Source organism: Pseudogulbenkiania subflava DSM 22618 (assembly GCF_900177275.1).
GTDB classification, from domain to species: domain Bacteria; phylum Pseudomonadota; class Gammaproteobacteria; order Burkholderiales; family Chromobacteriaceae; genus Pseudogulbenkiania; species Pseudogulbenkiania subflava.
In genome coordinates, this window is sequence record NZ_FXAG01000021.1 from 31793 (window position 1) to 48345 (window position 16553).

Below are 16553 nucleotides of genomic sequence, written 5' to 3' on the forward strand. Positions count from 1 at the left end.
CGGCCTGGGGCCGGATTGCTGCTAGAATGGGAACATCGGCGCCGCCCGGCCCGCCTGAACGGACCCCCTCCATGGCAAACAAAGAATACTGTGTCGAAGTCACGGCCGAATCCTCCTATGTGGAAGAGCGCTCCAACGTGGCTGCGGATGTCTATGTGTTCAGCTACCGCATCAGGCTGACCAACAGCGGGACGAAAACCGCCCAGCTGATCAGCCGGCACTGGTTCATTACCGAAGCCGACGGCAAGGTGCAGGAAGTGCGCGGCATGGGCGTGGTGGGGGAAAATCCGCGGCTGGAACCGGGGCAGAGCTACGAGTACAGCAGCTGGTCGCAAATCGGCACGCCGTTCGGCTCCATGAAGGGCAGCTACCAGATGCTGGCTGACGACGGCCAGCGCTTCGAGGCGGAAATTCCCGAGTTCCAGCTGGTCGCCCCGCGCGTGTTGCACTGATTCTGGTCCGGCCTAGCGTTTGGGCCAGGTCCACCAGACAATGAAGCCGGCAAGTCCAAGGGCAAGGGCGGCTTCGGCAAGCAGTATCCACATCGGCATCATCCCGGTGAGGTTGATAGGGTGACGGTGAGGCCCCACCTGTCCATCATCGGCCAAGCTCGGCAAACAGGCAAACCCACCATGCGTTTCACCCATAGCGGCCCGGCGCCCAAAGATCGCAACGACCTCAAAACCCTGAAAACCTTGCTGCCTTACCTCTGGGCGTTCAAGTGGCGGGTTTTGCTGGCAATGACCTGCCTGGTGCTGGCCAAGGTCGCCAACGTCAGTGTTCCGCTCTACCTTAAGGATATTGTCGATCAGTTGTCGGTTCCCGCCACCTTGCTGGCAATCCCGGTGGCGGCACTGCTCGGTTATGGTCTGGCCCGGCTGATGGCGGGCCTCTTGGGGGAGATTCGCGACGCCATCTTTGCCCGAGTCATCCAGGGCGCGGTCCGTACCGTGGCGCGCTCGGTATTTGAACACCTGTTCAAGCTGTCGCTGCGCTTTCATCTGGACCGCCAGACCGGCGGCATGAGCCGAGACATCGAACGCGGCACCCGCGGCATCGGTTTCCTGCTCAATTTCACCGTGTTCAACATTCTGCCGACGCTGCTGGAAATCCTGATGGTGGCGGTCATCCTGCTGCACCGCTACAACGGCTGGTTTGCCGTGGTCACGATGGGGACCATCGCGGTGTACATCACCTTCACGCTGGTGGTGACCGAGTGGCGCACGGTGTTCCGCCGCAGCATGAACGAACTCGATTCCAAGGCCAACTCGAAGGCGATCGATGCCTTGATCAACTACGAGACGGTCAAGTATTTCAACAACGAGGCCTACGAGTCGGCGCGCTACGACACCAATCTTGCCGCCTGGGAAGAATCGGCGATCAAAAACCAGGTGTCGCTGTCCTTCCTCAATGCTGGGCAGGGCGTCATCATCGCGGTCGGCGTGACGCTGATCATGGTGCTGGCGGCACGGGGCGTGGTGGACCGGACCATGACCGTCGGCGATGTGGTGCTGGTGTCGGCCTACCTGACCCAGCTCTATTCGCCGCTGCATTTTCTCGGCTTCATTTATCGCGAGATCAAGCACTCGCTGGCCGACATGGAACGCATGTTCGGCCTGCTGGAAACCCATGCCGAGGTGGCTGACGGTACTGGTGCCGAGGTACTGGCGACCCGTGCCGCCGGGGTGCGTTTCGAGCATGTCGACTTCGGCTATGACGCCAAGCGTCAGATTCTGCACGATGTCAGCCTGAGCATCCCGCCGGGGCGCACGCTGGCAGTGGTCGGAGCGAGCGGGGCCGGCAAGTCGACCTTGTCACGCTTGTTGTTCCGTTTCTACGACGTCAGTGCCGGGGGCATCAGCATCAACGGCACCGACATCCGCCAGCTGACGCAGGACAGCCTGCGCGCGCACATCGGCATCGTGCCGCAGGACACCGTGCTGTTCAACGACAGCATCTACTACAACATCGCTTACGGTCGTCCCGGCGCCAGCCGCGAGGAGATCATCGAGGCGGCCAAGTCGGCGCACATCCACGATTTCGTCGTTGGCCTGCCGGACGGTTATGACACCCTGGTGGGTGAGCGCGGCCTGAAGTTGTCCGGCGGCGAAAAGCAGCGCGTGGCGATTGCCCGCACCATCCTGAAGAATCCGCCGATCCTGGTGTTCGACGAGGCGACCAGTGCGCTCGATTCGCGCACCGAGAAGGCGATCCAGCACGAACTGGCCGAGATTTCGGCCAACCGCACCACGCTGATCATCGCGCACCGCTTGTCGACGGTGGTCGACGCCGACGAGATCGTGGTACTGGATGGCGGCCGGGTGATCGAGCGCGGCAGCCATCGCCAGCTGGTCGAGCAGAACGGTCGCTACGCGGAGATGTGGCTGCTGCAGCAGGAGAGCGAGAATACGGCCGAAGCTCTATAACATTTGGTTATGTAGTCGAATTTTGATTTGTTTTTGGTAATAGATTTGAGGGGGCCTTGTCGGCCCCTTTTTGCTGTCGCATCACACTGTCCGAACCCCCTTCCGAATCCCGTGGGCCATCTCGCTGAATCGGCGCATGGGTACACTGCTTGGCACAAGGCGGCGCCTTCCGGTCTGCGCCGGTCGATCAGCGGAAAGGCCCGTCGTTGCTGGCTTGGCGCGGGTGAGAGAGTTTCTCCCTCTGGGATGGGCGAAGTGTTGCAGGGTGTTGCTGCAACGGGCGGGTAGGTATGCCGGAGGCGTAGCGGAGAAGCCTGGCGGCAGACGAAGCCGGGTTGCTGTGTTTCGCCAGGTTTTTTGCCTTCATGACACTTGGACGAAGGGCATGCTAGAGTCGATTGGGTAGCAGAAACACCTATAACATTTTCTTAGCAAGCTCGCCGGCAGGGTTCGCAGTCAGGACCCGCTGTGCGTTAGGATCCGACGTGACAGCCATCGCAGAACTCGAACCACGCGAAGTGTGGGAGCACTTCCAGACCCTGTGCGAGATTCCTCGCCCCTCCAAGCACGAACAGCATCTGCGCGACTACCTGCAGGGCTGGGCGGAACTGAAAGGCTTGTCGACGCAGGTCGACCGTGCCGGCAATCTGATCATCAGGAAACCGGCCACCGCTGGGCTGGAAAACCGACGCGGAGTGGTGCTGCAGGGCCATCTCGATATGGTGTGCCAGGCTAACTCAGGCACGGAGCATGACTTCTTCAAGGACCCGATTCGGCCGGCCCTGCGCGATGGCTGGCTGGTGGCGGAAGACACCACGCTGGGCGCCGACAATGGCATCGGCGTGGCGCTGGCGTTGGCCGTGCTGGCCAGCGATACCGTGGCCCATGGGCCGGTCGAGGTGCTGCTGACGGTGGACGAGGAAGCCGGCATGGGGGGCGCCCTCGGCTTGGACGTCGGTGTGCTCGAAGGCGATCTGCTGATCAATATCGATACCGAAGACTGGGGAGAGTTCTACCTCGGCTGCGCTGGGGGTGTGGACGTCAACGTGCGTCGTGCTTACGCCGAGGAGGCGTTGCCGGCCGGCTATGAGGTGGGGCGCCTGTCGGTCAAGGGGCTGCGTGGCGGCCACTCCGGAGTGGACATCCACGAGGAACGGGGCAATGCCAACAAGCTGCTGATCCGGTTGATTCGCGAGCTCGAAGACGAGCTGGCGCTGCGCGTGGTCTCGTTCCAGGGCGGGTCGGCGCGCAATGCGCTGGCGCGCGAAGCCTTCGCCGTGGTGGCCTATCCGGCTGCCGCCGCCGAAAAGCTGGTGGCGCGGCTGGACGCGTTCCAGCAGGAGGCACGTTTCGAGCTGGCGGGCGTGGACGAGGGCGTGACGCTGGCCCTGGAGCCGGCTTCGGCCAACGTGGCTATGTCCCCGGCTGATCAGCGTGTCATTTTCGCGGCCTTGCACGCCGCTCCACACGGAGTGCGGCGCATGAGTCGCCGTGTTCCGGGCGTGGTGGAGACCTCCAACAACCTGGGGGTGATTGCGCTGGGCCAGGGCAAGCTGTTCGCCAACTTCATGGTGCGTTCGTTGCTGGACGCCGGGGCGCGGCAACTGGCCGACGAGATCGAGAGTCTGTTCGGGCTGATCGGTGCCGAGGTGGAGAGAGAGGGCCAGTACCCCGGCTGGGCGCCGAATCCCCAATCGCTGCTGCTGGAGCTGTTCCAGCAGGTCTACGAGCGTGAATACGGTAGCCGGGCCGAGGTGAAAGTGATTCACGCCGGCCTGGAGTGCGGCATCCTGGGGGGCAAATACCCGCACATGGACATGGTGTCGTTCGGTCCGGACATTCGTGGCGCCCATGCACCGGGCGAGCGGGTGAGGGTCGAGACGGTCGGCCATGCCTGGCGCCTGCTGCAGGCCGTGTTGGAGGCCGTGCCCGAGCGCGCCTGAGGTGTGGTTCCCTGCGACAAGGCCCCGCCGCGAGCGGGGCCTTGTGCTTGTACCGCGTGGCGGCACGTCAAGGCTGGTACCAAGGCGGGCGAAGCCCTGGCGAATCGTCTCGGTCAGTCCGTTCATCTGCTCTGCCGCTGCGGCGGCTTCTTTGGCGACCTGGGGGTTGCGATGACCGAGGGCGCTGAGTCAGCGCGACAGTTCGGCCACGGCGTGGCGGATCAGCCAGTGGGCGATGGACATCGACTGCGGGATAAGGGGAAGGTTGTCGATAGGAAACCAGGCAGCGTGCTCGATCTCGCCCTCTTGCGGCACGATGTCGCCGCCGGCGTACTCGGCGGTAAAGGCCAGCATCAGTGAATGCGGGAATGGCCACGATTGGGAGCCGACGTAACGTAGGTTCTTCAGCCGTACCCCCACTTCCTCGAACGCTTCGCGATGCACGCACTCTTCCAGCGTTTCGCCGGCTTCGACGAAGCCGGCCAGGGCGCTGTAGATGCCGGGTGCGAAATGCGGGGCGCGTGCCAGTAGCAGCTCCTGTCCACGATAGATCGCCACCATCATGGCCGGCGACAGGCGCGGGTAGTAGAGCTGGCCGCAGTGCGGGCAATGCCGTCCCTGATCGTGCTCGTGTTGCTGCAACGGGGTGGCGCAGTGACCGCAGAAACGATGGGTGCGGCGGAACTGGCGCAACTGTGCCGCACGCGCCAGCGCAGGAGCCAGCTCGGCCGGTAGCTGCATCAGCGCCTGGCGCAGGCTCACCCATTCGCCGCTCGCGGGCGCCGCTCCCACCAGCTCTCCCTGAAACAGGTTGACCTCGCCTTGGCGGGCCAGGAACAGCCGCTCGGTGAGCGGCCAGCTCGCGGCTTCGCTGCCGGGCAGCGTGCCGTTGACGAGCAGCAGGCGTTGTTCGTCAAACACGCACCACTGGGCGGGCAGGGACAGGTCGGGTTGGCTCGGCAGATCGAAGGACATGGGTGGCATCCTGTTGGACATCACGTCAGTTTACGCTGAGCGCGGGGGCTTCGTACATCCAGAACTCGCTCTGGCGGCGCACCACTTCAGACAGCGAGCCGCTGTCGTCGTAGACCTGGCGCAGCCAATGACTGTCGAGGCGGCGCTGCAGTATCCGTTCGCGCAACGCATTGTGCTGGGCCTCGATGCCGAGTGCTTGTGCGTGTGGCAACAGCCCGTTGAGGGTGTCCAGCATGTCTTCCAGCAGGCTGGTCTGACGTTTCTTCACTCCGTCCACCAGCACCGCGTCGTAGCCGAAGCGGCACGCCTGAAAGCGGTTGTAGCTGTAGGTCAGGTAATGGGCCGGCGAGATATCGTCCCAGCCATCTTCGAAGCATTGCCGGGCCAGCATTTGGGCGTACGCTGCCAGCAGCACCGGGGTATCCACCCCCAGCGGGGTGTCGCAGATGCGGATTTCCACCGTGCCATATTCCGGCTTGGGGCGAATGTCCCAGTAGAAATCCTTCATGCTCGCCACGATGCCGAGGTCGGCCATGCCGGTGAAGTAGTCGTTGAATTCGTCCCAGTTGCCGACGCACGGCATCGAGCCGGATAGCGGAAAAGCGTTGACGCTGGTCAGCCGCGAACTCTGGAACAGCGTATCGACCCCCTGGTGGAACGGGGACGAGGCGGACAGGGCGATGAAGTGCGGAATGTAGCGCGACAGGTAGTGCGTCAGTCGCACCGCGGTGTCGCCATCCGGGCAGCCGATATGGATATGCTGGCCATAGACGGTGAACTGCTTGGCGAGGTAGCCGTATAGCTCGGAAACCAGCTGGTAGCGCTCCTTGGGGTAGATGCGCTGGTCGCTCCAGTGCTGGAACGGGTGGGAACCGCCGCCGGCGAGTCCCAGGTTGAGCTTCTCGGCCGTGCGCACCAGCAGGGCGCGGATGGCCAGCAATTCCTCGAGCATGGCGTTGACGTCGCTATGCACGGCCGTGCCGATCTCGATCATGCCCTGGGTGATCTCCGGCTTGATGTCGTAGCCGTGTGGGCGGCGCCCGAGCAGATGCAGGAGATCGTCGGAGCCGCGTGTCAGGTTGTAGTCGCGGCGGTTGACGATCATCAGTTCCAGTTCCACGCCCAGTGTCAGGGGCTGGCTGGTCGAAAATTCCAGCATGATCCTTCCTTTCTCAGTCGCGGGTTTCCTGCGCGCAGCGCAGGGCAAAGCGCGTCACGATGGGGCCCAGCAGCTCCGTCAGGCAGAGCACCGAGAGCAGAAAGCCGCTGAATTCGGCCGCCCCTGCCGACAGGGTCAGGGCGCCCATCGTCATCAGTATGACGGCGCTGCCGGACATCGGTAGCAGGCCCAGGCCGAGCAATGCGCCATGCCTTGGGGGGAGTCCGTTACTGCGGGCGGCGACCCACCACGAGCCGGCGGCCAGCAGGCTGCGTACCAGCACGAAGCCGATGGCGGGAGGCCATAGCGATGCCAGGGGAAGTGGCATCAACTGCGCCCCGGCGGCCACGAAGAAGGCGACAAAGAAGAAACTGGAGCGGCTCGACAGGCTGGGTTCGGCCACGGCATAACCGCGTTCCAGGTTGCGCGTGGCCAGGCCGAAGACCAGGATGGCCAGTGCCGGCAGCAGCTTGAGCATGGCGGAGAGTCCCACCACCAGGGCGATCAGGCCAAACATCAGCACGGTCTGTGCCTCTCGCTTCCCTCCACCCAGCCAGACGTTGAGCCGGATCGCCAGGAGGCCGGCCACCAGGCCCAGCAGGACCGAGCCCAGCAGAAGCCAGCCTGGCATCAGAATGAACGCTTCCACGCCATGGCCGGCGCTGAAATGGGTAAACGACAGCGCAAGGGTGAATACCGTCAGGCTCAACAGGTTGTTGAGCCCGGTGCTGGCCATCAGGCGTTCGGTTACCTGGCCTTCGGCCCGGCTTTCCCGCACCAGTTCCAGCAGCACCACCGGCGAGGTCGCGATGCCGATGGCGGCGAGCAAGGAGGCCGGAGCCATCGGGAAGCCCGAGAACGTGAGCAGGGCCAGCAGGCCGAGAAAGGTGATGACGCCGCTCAGCAAGGCGGTGGCGAACAGCGCTTTTTCACGGCGCAGCCAGCGCAAGTCGACGCGCCGGCCCATGTCGAACAGTGCCAGACCCAGCGCCAGCTGGATGAACAGGCCGGCCTCGTCGATCAACTGCTGGTCCAGCAATTTGAGGCCCGAAGGGCCGATGATCAGGCCGCTCAGGATGTAGCCGGTGATGCCGGGGAGTTTGGCTACACGGACAGCAATCTGCCCGCCGAGTACTCCCAGCGCCAGCAGAATGCCGAAGGCGGCAAGCGGATTCAGGGCGAGCGATTGCCAGGGCAAGTCGTGCATGAAACCTCCTTTGGTGTGTTTTTATACGAAGCTCGGCGGCGGGGGCCCTGAGGCTGGTGCAGGTCGGCTTCGGTGGCGGGCTGTCCAATCGGTGTCATGGCGACGCGAGTGGGGCCGTGCCGGCCGTAGCATTGTTGATGCTAGCCTGTCACCCCTGGCTCTGCATCGCACTCGGGGTGGGGGCTTTGCCAACTTGAGGGAGTGGCAGAAAGGTGTAGCATCATGAAGTGACGTGAGAATGACGCGAGAGTTTCATGGTCTTTGGTTTTTTTGGCCGAAGGGCTGCGGCCGAGTCCGAGCTTGCCCAGCTCCGGCAGCGGGCTGAGCGTATGCCGCTGCTGGCCGGGTTGAGCCGTGCCGAACTCACCCAGCTGGTCGCCTTGGCAGCCGTTTTTGCCCGCGACAAAGCCTTCACTGGAGCCGCCGGCTTGGTGGTGAAGCCGTCGATGGTGGTGTCGGTCTTGCTGCAGATGGCGCTGCCGGTGATGAACCTTGGCAAGGAGGCGCTGGCCGGTTGGGAAGAGGTGGTGCTGTACCCGTCCGCTTTTGTCGTGCGTGACCACTGGATGGCGCCAGGGGGCGTGGTCCATGAAGGGGACAGCGTGCTGATTGGCCAGGCGCGACTGGACGGCCCGGTCGTCTTGTCCTGGCCGGATGTGAAGCGCTCCACCGGTCGTGATGGCTGGAACGTGGTGATCCATGAAATCGCCCACAAGCTCGATATGCTCAACGGCGACGCCAACGGTTTCCCGCCGCTGCACAAGGGTATGAATCGGGAGCAATGGTCGCAGGCCTGGGCTGCCGCCTATGCCGATTTTCAGCAACAATTGGAACGTGAAGGCGAAATGGCGGAGGAGGGCTGGCTTGATCCCTATGCGGCCGAAAGCCCGGCCGAATTCTTCGCGGTGCTCAGCGAGACGTTCTTCGAATGCCCGCAGGGGTTAGCCGAAGACTACCCGGCCGTCTACCGGCAGCTGGTGGCTTTCTACCGGCAAGATACGCTGGCGCGCTTGTCCACGCTAGAATGAGCGTCTGTTCATCCTGACCCGGGCGGTTGCTTTCACATGTATCTCATTCTGATCGGCTGGCTCTACGTGGTGCTGATGATGGCGGTGGTGCAGGACAGCCCCATCCGCATGGCCTTCATCATCGTGTTTCTGGCGGTGCTGCCCGGGCTATTGTTTACGCGGCTGGTACGGCGCCGTTTGCGCAAGAAGGTCGAGCTTGCCGAGGCCGAGGGCGAAGAGCCCGCTGCTTGAGCAGACTCTGTCCGCGGTGCTATACTTCTGCGCGCCCTGCATTTCGCAGGGTTTTTACTACGCACATTCGCGCCGAAAGGGTGTCCGAACAGGATTCTGCGCGCGAATGGAGGCCTAACCCTTTAGGAGTTTTGCATGACCACCAACGTTACCATGCGCCAGATGCTGGAAGCCGGCGTTCACTTCGGCCACCAAACCCGTTTCTGGAACCCGAAAATGGCTCAGTACATTTTCGGCAGCCGCAACAAGATCCACATCATCAACCTGGAAAAGACCCTTCCGCTGTTCGTTGAAGCTCAGGAATACGTACGTCGCCTGGCTGCCAACAAGGGTACCGTCCTGTTTGTGGGCACCAAGCGTCAGGCGCGTGAGATTGTTCGTGAAGAAGCAGCCCGTTGTGGCATGCCGTTCGTCGATCACCGCTGGCTCGGCGGCATGCTGACCAACTACAAGACCGTTAAGCAGTCCATCAAGCGTCTTGAAGAAAAGCGTGCCATCCTGGAAAGCTCCGGCGACACCGGTTACAACAAGAAAGAGCTGCTGGACCTCGAGCGCGAAGTTGAGAAGCTGGAGCGTTCGCTGGGCGGTATCAAGGACATGAAAGGTCTGCCGGACGCCATCTTCGTTATCGACACCGGCTACCAGAAGGGCACCGTTGTTGAAGCCAAGAAGCTGGGCATCCCGCTGATCGGCGTGGTTGATACCAACAACTCGCCGGAAGGCATCAATTACGTAATCCCGGGTAACGACGACTCCAACCGCGCCATCCGCCTGTACGCCCGCGGCATCGCCGACGCCGTGCTGGAAGGCCGCGCACAGTCGCTGCAGGAAATCGTTGCTGCTGAGCCGGCTCAAGCCGAGTAAGCACGGACCTGAAAAAGGGGCGTAAGCCCCTTTTTTTGAACCCGCACCGCTTTACGTAAAAAGATACTGTTAAGGAGTTTCAAGCATGGCGGAAATTACCGCAAAAATGGTCTCGGACCTGCGCGCTGCTACCGGCCTTGGCATGATGGAGTGCAAGAAGGCGCTGGTTGAAGCTGAAGGCGATCTGGCCAAGGCCGAAGAAATCCTGCGCATCAAGTCGGGCAACAAGGCCTCCAAGATGGCCGGCCGCCTGGCTGCCGAAGGCATCATCGGTTCCTTCATCGAAGGCGGCGTTGGCGCCCTGGTGGAAGTGAACTGCGAAACCGACTTCGTTGCCAAAGACCCGACCTTCCTGGCGCTGGCTGCTGCCGCTGCCAAGGCTGTCGTTGTCGCCAACCCGGCCGACGTCGAAGCGCTGGGCGCCGTTGAAGTGGACGGTCAGTCGGTGGAAGAAATCCGCAAGGCTGCCATCGCCAAGCTGGGCGAGAACATGACCATTCGTCGTTTCGTTCGCTACGAAACCGAAGGCAAGATCGCCACCTACCTGCACGGCGCCAAGATCGGTGTCATCGTTGACTTCAACGGTGGCGACGAGGCCCTGGGCAAGGACATCGCCATGCACATCGCCGCGTCCAAGCCGATCTGCGTGTCCAAGGATCAGGTTCCGGCCGAAACCCTGGAAACCGAACGCCGCATCTACACCGAACAGGCTGCTCAGTCCGGCAAGCCGGCCGACATCGTGGCCAAGATGGTGGAAGGCCGCGTGACCAAGTTCCTGGCGGAAGTAACCCTGCTGGGCCAGCCGTTCGTGAAGAACCCGGACCAGACCATCGAGAAGCTGCTGGCTGAGAAATCCGCCTCGGTGAAAGCCTTTGCCATGTTCGTTGTGGGCGAAGGCATCGAGAAGAAGGTAGTGGACTACGCCGCTGAAGTGGCTGCCGCCGCCAAGCTGTAAGTCCGGACATCTGGACTGATTGAACGGCACCCTGCTTGCAGGGTGCCGTTTTGCAAATTGATTGACTGAAAAACTGCCACCGAGGTGACTATGAGCCAAGCCCCTGCCTATAAACGTATTCTGCTCAAACTGTCGGGCGAAGCCCTGATGGGTGACGATAGCTACGGGATCAACCGCGCCACGATCGAGCAAATCGTGGGACAGATCAAAGAAGTGGTTGATCTGGGTATTGAGGTAGGCATCGTCATCGGCGGCGGAAACATCTTCCGCGGCGTGGCACCGGCAGCCTCCGGCATGGATCGTGCCACGGCCGACTACATGGGCATGATGGCGACCGTGATGAATGCGCTGGCCCTCAAGGATGCCATGACCAAGGTGGGTCTGGTGGCCCGGGTGCAATCGGCGTTGACCATGCAGCAAATCGCCGAACCGTACGTGCGTGGCAAGGCCATGCAATACCTGGAAGAGGGCAAGGTCGTTATCTTCGCAGCCGGCACCGGCAATCCGTTCTTCACCACCGACACGGCGGCGGCATTGCGCGGCATGGAGATGAACGTCGATATCATGCTCAAGGCCACCAAGGTGGACGGCGTGTATACCGACGACCCGAAGAAGAACCCGGATGCCCAGCGTTACCAGACGCTGACCTTCGACGAGGCGATCTCTCGCAACCTCAAGGTGATGGATGCCACCGCCTTTGCACTGTGCCGCGACCAGAACCTCAATATCAAGGTATTCAGCATCTTCAAGGCCGGCGCACTCAAGCGGGTAGTGCTTGGCGAAGACGAAGGCACGCTGGTACACTGCTGAGCCTTACAGAATAGCAAAAGGGCGGAAACGGCAATAGCCGCTTTCCGCCTTGTTTTTCCAAGTTTCCATGGAGTTGACATGATTAACGACGTCAAGAAATCGGCCGAACAGAAGATGCAAAAGTCGCTGGAAGCCTTCAAGACCGATCTGGGCAAGGTTCGTACCGGCCGCGCGCATACCGGTATTCTGGATCATGTCATGGTGGACTACTACGGCAGCGACGTGCCTGTAAATCAGGTGGCCAACGTCACCCTGATCGACGCGCGCACCATCGGCGTACAGCCGTGGGAAAAGAACATGCTGGGCAAGATCGAAAAAGCGATCCGCGACTCCGACCTCGGCCTCAATCCGGCCTCGATGGGCGAGATCATCCGCGTGCCGATGCCGATGCTGACCGAAGAGCGCCGCAAGGATCTGATCAAGCTGGTGCGAGGCGAGGCTGAAGGCGCCCGCGTTGCCGTGCGCAACATCCGTCGCGATGCCAACAACGAGTTCAAGAACCTGCTGAAGGACAAGTCCATCACCGAGGACGACGAGCGCCGCGGCCAGGACGAGATCCAGAAGCTGACCGACAAGTACATTGCCGAAATCGACAAGGCTCTTGCCACCAAAGAAACCGATCTGATGGCGGTATAAGGGGAACGACTTGTTCGGTAGTTCCACTAGTTCCATCCCCGAAGTCCGTCCGGTTCCACGCCATATTGCCATCATCATGGATGGCAATGGGCGCTGGGCCAAGAAACGCTTCCTGCCCCGTGTCGCGGGTCACAAAAAGGGCCTGAGCACGGTCAGGGAAGTCGTGGCGGGCTGCCAGGAACTCGGCGTCGAGTACCTGACGCTGTTTGCCTTTTCCACCGAAAACTGGCGCCGTCCGCCGGACGAGGTCTCCTTCCTGATGGACCTCTTCTTGAATGCGCTGGAGAACGAGGTGGAGAAGCTGCACTCCAACGATATCCGCCTCAAGGTCATCGGCGACCGTTCCCGTTTTGCTCCGCGCATCGTGGAGCGTATCGACGCGGCCGAAGCGCGCACCGCCGCCAACGGTGGGTTGGTGCTGACCATCGCCGCCGACTACGGTGGCCGCTGGGACATGCTGCAGGCCGTCAACCAGATGATCGGAGAGGGCGCAACCGCCATCACCGAAGAGGCGTTGGCCGGCCGGCTGTCGATGGCCTATGCACCGGAACCCGATCTGTTCATCCGCACCGGCGGGGAGCAGCGCATCAGCAACTTCCTGCTCTGGCAACTGGCTTACAGCGAACTGTACTTCACCGACTTGCTCTGGCCCGATTTCGACAAGCGGGCCCTGGGAGATGCGGTGCAATCCTATCGGTGTCGCGAACGCCGTTTTGGCCGCACCAGCGAACAACTGCCTGCCTCGCTGCGCCGGGACTGATTCCATGCTGAAAACACGCGTGCTGACCGCACTGGTGCTGCTGCCCTTGATGCTGGCCGCACTGTTCTTCTTCTCGGCCCCGTTATGGGCCGCTTTTTCGTGGCTGGTTGTTGGCCTTGCGTTGTGGGAGTACAGCCGGATGGTGGGCATGGCCGGTACCGGCCAATGGTTTTACCTGGCGGTCTCGACGCTGCTTGCGGCAGGGGCCTGGCTTGGCCGGGTCGCCGCGATGCCGTGGCTACACCTTCTGACGCTGGCTTTCTGGCTGGCGGTGGTGCCGCTGTGGTTGTCGCGGCGTTGGGTGGTCCGAAACGACTGGGGTGCCCGACTGTTGGGTTGGCTGCTGATGTTCCCGGCCTGGTTTGCCCTGCTGGAATGGCGGCCGCAACCCGATGTGGCACAGGCGCAGCAGCTCTTGGCCATCATGGGGTTGGTCTGGGTGGCAGACATCGCAGCCTATTTTTCCGGCAAGGCGTTCGGCCGGCGCAAGCTGGCGCCGTCGATCAGCCCCGGTAAAAGCTGGGAAGGGGTCTATGGCGCGCTGGTGGCCACGGCGGCTTATGTTTTCCTGGTGAATGAACTGGGCTGGCTGCATCTGGGTCTGTCACCATGGAGCCTGCTGCTCTTGTCTCTTCCCCTGACTGCTGTCAGCATTGCCGGAGACTTGCTGGAGTCGTGGTTCAAGCGTGCTGCGGGCCTCAAGGACAGTAGCCAACTGCTTCCCGGTCATGGTGGGGTTTATGATCGTATCGACAGTCTTATCGCCGTTCTTGCCGTGAGCAATGCCTTGCGTGCGCTGAGTGGGCTGTAGCCTGCTATTGGCGTGATTCGCACTGCTGTGCGGGTACCGCACGCCGGGAAAAATGCCACCTTGCGGTGTTTTTGATCCAACTCGAAGGGCCATGCGTCCCGTGCTCCGTTTTGTTGCGTTACGGCGCTTGGTCAATGAATGACATCGACCTGCGCGCCCGCGCCTCGCACCCAGTGTGCCGGACGCTGGCACGGTTTACGGGCAGGTCCATAACAGGCTTCAAATCGCCAAACTGATGAAACCTCAAGGAATCGTAGTACTTGGGGCAACCGGCAGCATCGGCACGAACACGCTGGATGTGGTTGCCCGACACCCGGAGCGCTACCGCGTGGTGGCGCTGGCGGCCCACCGGCAGGTAGATCGCCTGTTCGATCAGTGCCGGCAGTTTCGTCCCGTCTTCGCTGTCATGGTCGACGAGCAGGCTGCCAGCGCGCTGCGCTTGCGGCTGAATGAAGCCGGCCTGCCGGTCGAGGTCCTGACCGGTGTCCATGCCCTCGAGATGGTCGCCACCTTGCCGGAGGCAGACATGGTGATGGCCGCCATCGTCGGGGCGGCGGGCCTGCCTTCGGCGCTGGCAGCGGCCCGTGCGGGCAAGCGTATCTTGCTGGCCAACAAGGAGTCGCTGGTGGTGGCGGGGCAGCTTTTCATGAGCGCCGTACGCGAGGGAGGTGCCACCTTGCTGCCGGTCGATAGCGAGCACAACGCCATCTTCCAGTCCTTGCCCGATGGCTATCTCGGCTCGTTGGAGCAGGCCGGGGTGCGCAAGATCATTCTGACCGCCTCGGGTGGCCCGTTCCGACAGTTGTCGTCCGCAGAGCTCCATGGTGTTACCCCGGCCCAGGCGTGCAAGCATCCGAACTGGGTGATGGGGCAGAAGATTTCTGTCGACTCCGCCTCGTTGATGAACAAGGGGCTGGAGGTCATCGAGGCGCATTGGTTGTTCAATGCGCCTGCCGATAACATCGACGTGGTGGTGCACCCGCAGAGTGTCGTCCATTCCATGGTGCAGTACCGCGACGGTTCGGTTGTCGCCCAACTGGGTTCGCCCGACATGCGCACACCGATTGCCTACGCCATGGCGTGGCCGGAGCGGATCGATGCCGGTGTGGCCTCACTCGACTTCTTTGCCTTGTCCAATCTGACATTCGAACGGCCGGATCTGGAGCGCTTTCCCTGTCTGAAGCTGGCCTTTGAGGCGCTGCGCAGCGGCGGCGATGCCCCGGCGGTGCTGAATGCGGCCAACGAAGTTGCCGTGGCGGCCTTTCTGAACGGACAGATAGGGTTCATGGGCATTCCCGAACTGGTCGAGCAGGCCCTTGGTCGCTTCGACTTGTCCGCCAGTGCCACACTGGACGCGTTGCTGGAGAAGGATCGTGAGGTCCGCTCCTCCCTTGAGGCTCGGTTGCCGCTATGATTTCCATTCTCGCCTTCCTCCTCGCTATCGGTGTTCTGGTCACTTTCCATGAACTGGGTCACTATGTCGCCGCTCGTTGCTGCGGAGTGAAGGTGCTGCGTTTCTCGATCGGCTTCGGCAAGCCGCTTTTCACGGTGAGGCGGGGGGAGACGGAGTGGGCCGTCTGTCCGATTCCTCTGGGGGGCTACGTGAAGATGCTGGACGAGCGCGAGGGGATTGTGCTTCCGGCAGACCGGCCGCGAGCCTTCAGCCGGCAGCCAGTCGGCAAGCGCATGCTGATCGTGGCGGCGGGGCCCGTGATGAACCTGCTGCTCGCCACCTTGTTCTACTGGGTGGTGATCGGCAACGGCCTGACCCTGTACCGGCCCTTGGTGGGTACGGTGGTGCCGGAGAGTCCTGCGGCCATCGCCGGGTTCCAGCCAGGAGATCGGGTTCTGTCGATTGCCGGTACGCCTGTCGCCCAATGGAATGACATCAGCCTGGCCTTGCTCGACCGTAGCAGCGATGCCAGCGAGCCCTTGACGGTGCAAGTGGAAACCGTCGCCGGGCAGCGCCTCAACCGTGTGGTGAAGGCCGGGTCTGAAACCGGCGGCAATGGCCAGATCGGCATATTGCCGGTGCGCTATTCACTGGTTTTGGGTGCTGTTGAACCGGGTGGGGCGGCGCAAAGAGCCGGGCTGAGTGCCGGCGACCTCTTGCTGAGCGCCAACGGCCGCAGCCTGCGTGGTTGGGCCGAGTGGGTGGGCATGGTGCACAACAGCCCAGGCAAAGAGGTTTCCCTGGCGTTTCTGCGGGGCAAAGAGCGCCGGCAAGTAATGTTGCGTCCGGATTCAGTCGAAACCCCCACCGGCTTTGTCGGCAGGATCGGGGCTGCCCCGGCGGTGGATGCCGCCTGGCTTGCGACGCTGCGTTACGAGCTGCATCCGGACGTCGCCGAAGCGGGGTGGATGGCGGTACAGAAGACCTGGTCCAACGGCGTGCTGAGCCTGCGCATGTTCGGGCGCATGCTGATCGGCCAGGCCTCGTGGAACAATCTGAGTGGACCGATCACCATTGCCAGCGTAGCCGGACAGACTGCACGCCAAGGATTGGACGCCTATCTCGAATTTCTGGCACTGATCAGTGTCAGCATTGGCATATTAAACCTGCTGCCCATCCCCATTCTGGATGGGGGACACTTAATGTATTATACGGCGGAGTTGATTAAGGGGAGCCCGGTCAGTGAGCGGGCGCAGTTACTCGGGCAAAGAATAGGTTTTGCCTTGCTGGCTTCGTTGATGGCATTTGCCTTGTTAAACGACATCAGCCGCCTTTTTGGGGGTTAGAACAAACCG

At 62.2% G+C, this 16553-nt stretch carries 16 protein-coding genes; 13 read left to right on the forward strand and 3 right to left on the reverse strand.

Annotated elements, in window-relative coordinates; translation table 11 throughout:
* Window positions 1-71: 71 nt before the first annotated feature.
* The 3 genes from apaG (at window position 72) to B9N72_RS16480 (ending at window position 4369) form a co-directional block, all read left to right on the forward strand.
* Window positions 72-452 carry a Co2+/Mg2+ efflux protein ApaG gene (apaG, locus tag B9N72_RS16470; protein ID WP_085277378.1) on the forward strand — a complete coding sequence of 127 codons (381 nt, stop codon included), beginning with the start codon at window positions 72-74 and terminating at the stop codon, window positions 450-452.
* A gap of 180 nt (window positions 453-632) precedes the next feature.
* Window positions 633-2426 (forward strand): ABCB family ABC transporter ATP-binding protein/permease, encoded by a 1794-nt coding sequence (locus B9N72_RS16475; RefSeq protein ID WP_085277379.1) that lies wholly within the window; start codon window positions 633-635, stop codon window positions 2424-2426.
* Between the two features lie 485 nt (window positions 2427-2911).
* Window positions 2912-4369, forward strand: coding sequence for an aminoacyl-histidine dipeptidase (locus tag B9N72_RS16480; RefSeq protein ID WP_085277380.1), 1458 nt, complete (start codon window positions 2912-2914; stop codon window positions 4367-4369).
* A gap of 189 nt (window positions 4370-4558) precedes the next feature.
* On the opposite strand, the gene nudC is transcribed toward B9N72_RS16480, so the two are convergent.
* From nudC to B9N72_RS16495, 3 genes are read right to left on the reverse strand one after another with little or no spacing between them, the layout of a single operon-like run.
* Window positions 4559-5344, reverse strand: coding sequence for an NAD(+) diphosphatase (gene nudC, locus B9N72_RS16485; RefSeq protein WP_085277381.1), 786 nt, complete (start codon window positions 5342-5344; stop codon window positions 4559-4561).
* 25 nt (window positions 5345-5369) lie between these two features.
* Complete coding sequence (locus B9N72_RS16490; protein ID WP_085277382.1) at window positions 5370-6503, reverse strand: YbdK family carboxylate-amine ligase; 1134 nt, start codon at window positions 6501-6503, stop codon at window positions 5370-5372.
* 13 nt (window positions 6504-6516) lie between these two features.
* Window positions 6517-7710 (reverse strand): cation:proton antiporter, encoded by a 1194-nt coding sequence (locus B9N72_RS16495; protein WP_085277383.1) that lies wholly within the window; start codon window positions 7708-7710, stop codon window positions 6517-6519.
* A gap of 254 nt (window positions 7711-7964) precedes the next feature.
* Here B9N72_RS16495 and B9N72_RS16500 point away from each other — a divergent pair, with 254 nt between their 5' ends.
* From B9N72_RS16500 to rseP, 10 genes are all read left to right on the forward strand, one after another.
* Window positions 7965-8738, forward strand: a complete 774-nt coding sequence (locus B9N72_RS16500; RefSeq protein ID WP_085277384.1) for a M90 family metallopeptidase — start codon at window positions 7965-7967, stop codon at window positions 8736-8738.
* 36 nt (window positions 8739-8774) lie between these two features.
* Window positions 8775-8969 (forward strand): hypothetical protein, encoded by a 195-nt coding sequence (locus B9N72_RS16505; protein WP_085277385.1) that lies wholly within the window; start codon window positions 8775-8777, stop codon window positions 8967-8969.
* A 135-nt stretch (window positions 8970-9104) separates the two neighbouring features.
* Window positions 9105-9833: a 30S ribosomal protein S2 gene (gene rpsB / locus B9N72_RS16510; RefSeq protein ID WP_008953641.1), complete on the forward strand. Its 729-nt coding sequence runs from the start codon at window positions 9105-9107 to the stop codon at window positions 9831-9833.
* Window positions 9834-9918: 85 nt separating this feature from the next.
* Complete coding sequence (tsf, locus tag B9N72_RS16515) at window positions 9919-10788, forward strand: translation elongation factor Ts (protein ID WP_085277386.1); 870 nt, start codon at window positions 9919-9921, stop codon at window positions 10786-10788.
* 90 nt (window positions 10789-10878) lie between these two features.
* On the forward strand, window positions 10879-11598 hold the full coding sequence (pyrH, locus tag B9N72_RS16520) for a UMP kinase (RefSeq protein ID WP_008953643.1): 720 nt from the start codon (window positions 10879-10881) through the stop codon (window positions 11596-11598).
* 78 nt (window positions 11599-11676) lie between these two features.
* Entirely contained in the window at window positions 11677-12234 is a 558-nt protein-coding gene (gene frr / locus B9N72_RS16525) for a ribosome recycling factor (RefSeq protein WP_085277387.1), read from the forward strand.
* 10 nt (window positions 12235-12244) lie between these two features.
* Entirely contained in the window at window positions 12245-12994 is a 750-nt protein-coding gene (gene uppS / locus B9N72_RS16530) for a polyprenyl diphosphate synthase (RefSeq protein ID WP_085277388.1), read from the forward strand.
* 4 nt (window positions 12995-12998) lie between these two features.
* On the forward strand, window positions 12999-13805 hold the full coding sequence (locus B9N72_RS16535; RefSeq protein ID WP_085277389.1) for a phosphatidate cytidylyltransferase: 807 nt from the start codon (window positions 12999-13001) through the stop codon (window positions 13803-13805).
* A gap of 235 nt (window positions 13806-14040) precedes the next feature.
* Window positions 14041-15219, forward strand: coding sequence for a 1-deoxy-D-xylulose-5-phosphate reductoisomerase (gene ispC / locus B9N72_RS16540; protein ID WP_085277390.1), 1179 nt, complete (start codon window positions 14041-14043; stop codon window positions 15217-15219).
* Window positions 15216-16544, forward strand: a complete 1329-nt coding sequence (gene rseP, locus B9N72_RS16545) for an RIP metalloprotease RseP (protein WP_085277391.1) — start codon at window positions 15216-15218, stop codon at window positions 16542-16544. Before ispC ends, rseP begins: the two co-directional genes overlap by 4 nt.
* Window positions 16545-16553: the final 9 nt, after the last annotated feature.

Coding starts and splice junctions, on each gene's coding strand:
- apaG (WP_085277378.1), top strand. CDS start 72: ATGGCAAACAAAGAATACTGTGTCGAAGTCACGGCCGAATCCTCCTAT.
- B9N72_RS16475 (WP_085277379.1), top strand. CDS start 633: ATGCGTTTCACCCATAGCGGCCCGGCGCCCAAAGATCGCAACGACCTC.
- nudC (WP_085277381.1), bottom strand. CDS start 5,344: ATGTCCTTCGATCTGCCGAGCCAACCCGACCTGTCCCTGCCCGCCCAG.
- B9N72_RS16490 (WP_085277382.1), bottom strand. CDS start 6,503: ATGCTGGAATTTTCGACCAGCCAGCCCCTGACACTGGGCGTGGAACTG.
- B9N72_RS16495 (WP_085277383.1), bottom strand. CDS start 7,710: ATGCACGACTTGCCCTGGCAATCGCTCGCCCTGAATCCGCTTGCCGCC.
- B9N72_RS16500 (WP_085277384.1), top strand. CDS start 7,965: ATGGTCTTTGGTTTTTTTGGCCGAAGGGCTGCGGCCGAGTCCGAGCTT.
- B9N72_RS16505 (WP_085277385.1), top strand. CDS start 8,775: ATGTATCTCATTCTGATCGGCTGGCTCTACGTGGTGCTGATGATGGCG.
- rpsB (WP_008953641.1), top strand. CDS start 9,105: ATGACCACCAACGTTACCATGCGCCAGATGCTGGAAGCCGGCGTTCAC.
- tsf (WP_085277386.1), top strand. CDS start 9,919: ATGGCGGAAATTACCGCAAAAATGGTCTCGGACCTGCGCGCTGCTACC.
- pyrH (WP_008953643.1), top strand. CDS start 10,879: ATGAGCCAAGCCCCTGCCTATAAACGTATTCTGCTCAAACTGTCGGGC.
- frr (WP_085277387.1), top strand. CDS start 11,677: ATGATTAACGACGTCAAGAAATCGGCCGAACAGAAGATGCAAAAGTCG.
- B9N72_RS16535 (WP_085277389.1), top strand. CDS start 12,999: ATGCTGAAAACACGCGTGCTGACCGCACTGGTGCTGCTGCCCTTGATG.
- ispC (WP_085277390.1), top strand. CDS start 14,041: ATGAAACCTCAAGGAATCGTAGTACTTGGGGCAACCGGCAGCATCGGC.
- rseP (WP_085277391.1), top strand. CDS start 15,216: ATGATTTCCATTCTCGCCTTCCTCCTCGCTATCGGTGTTCTGGTCACT.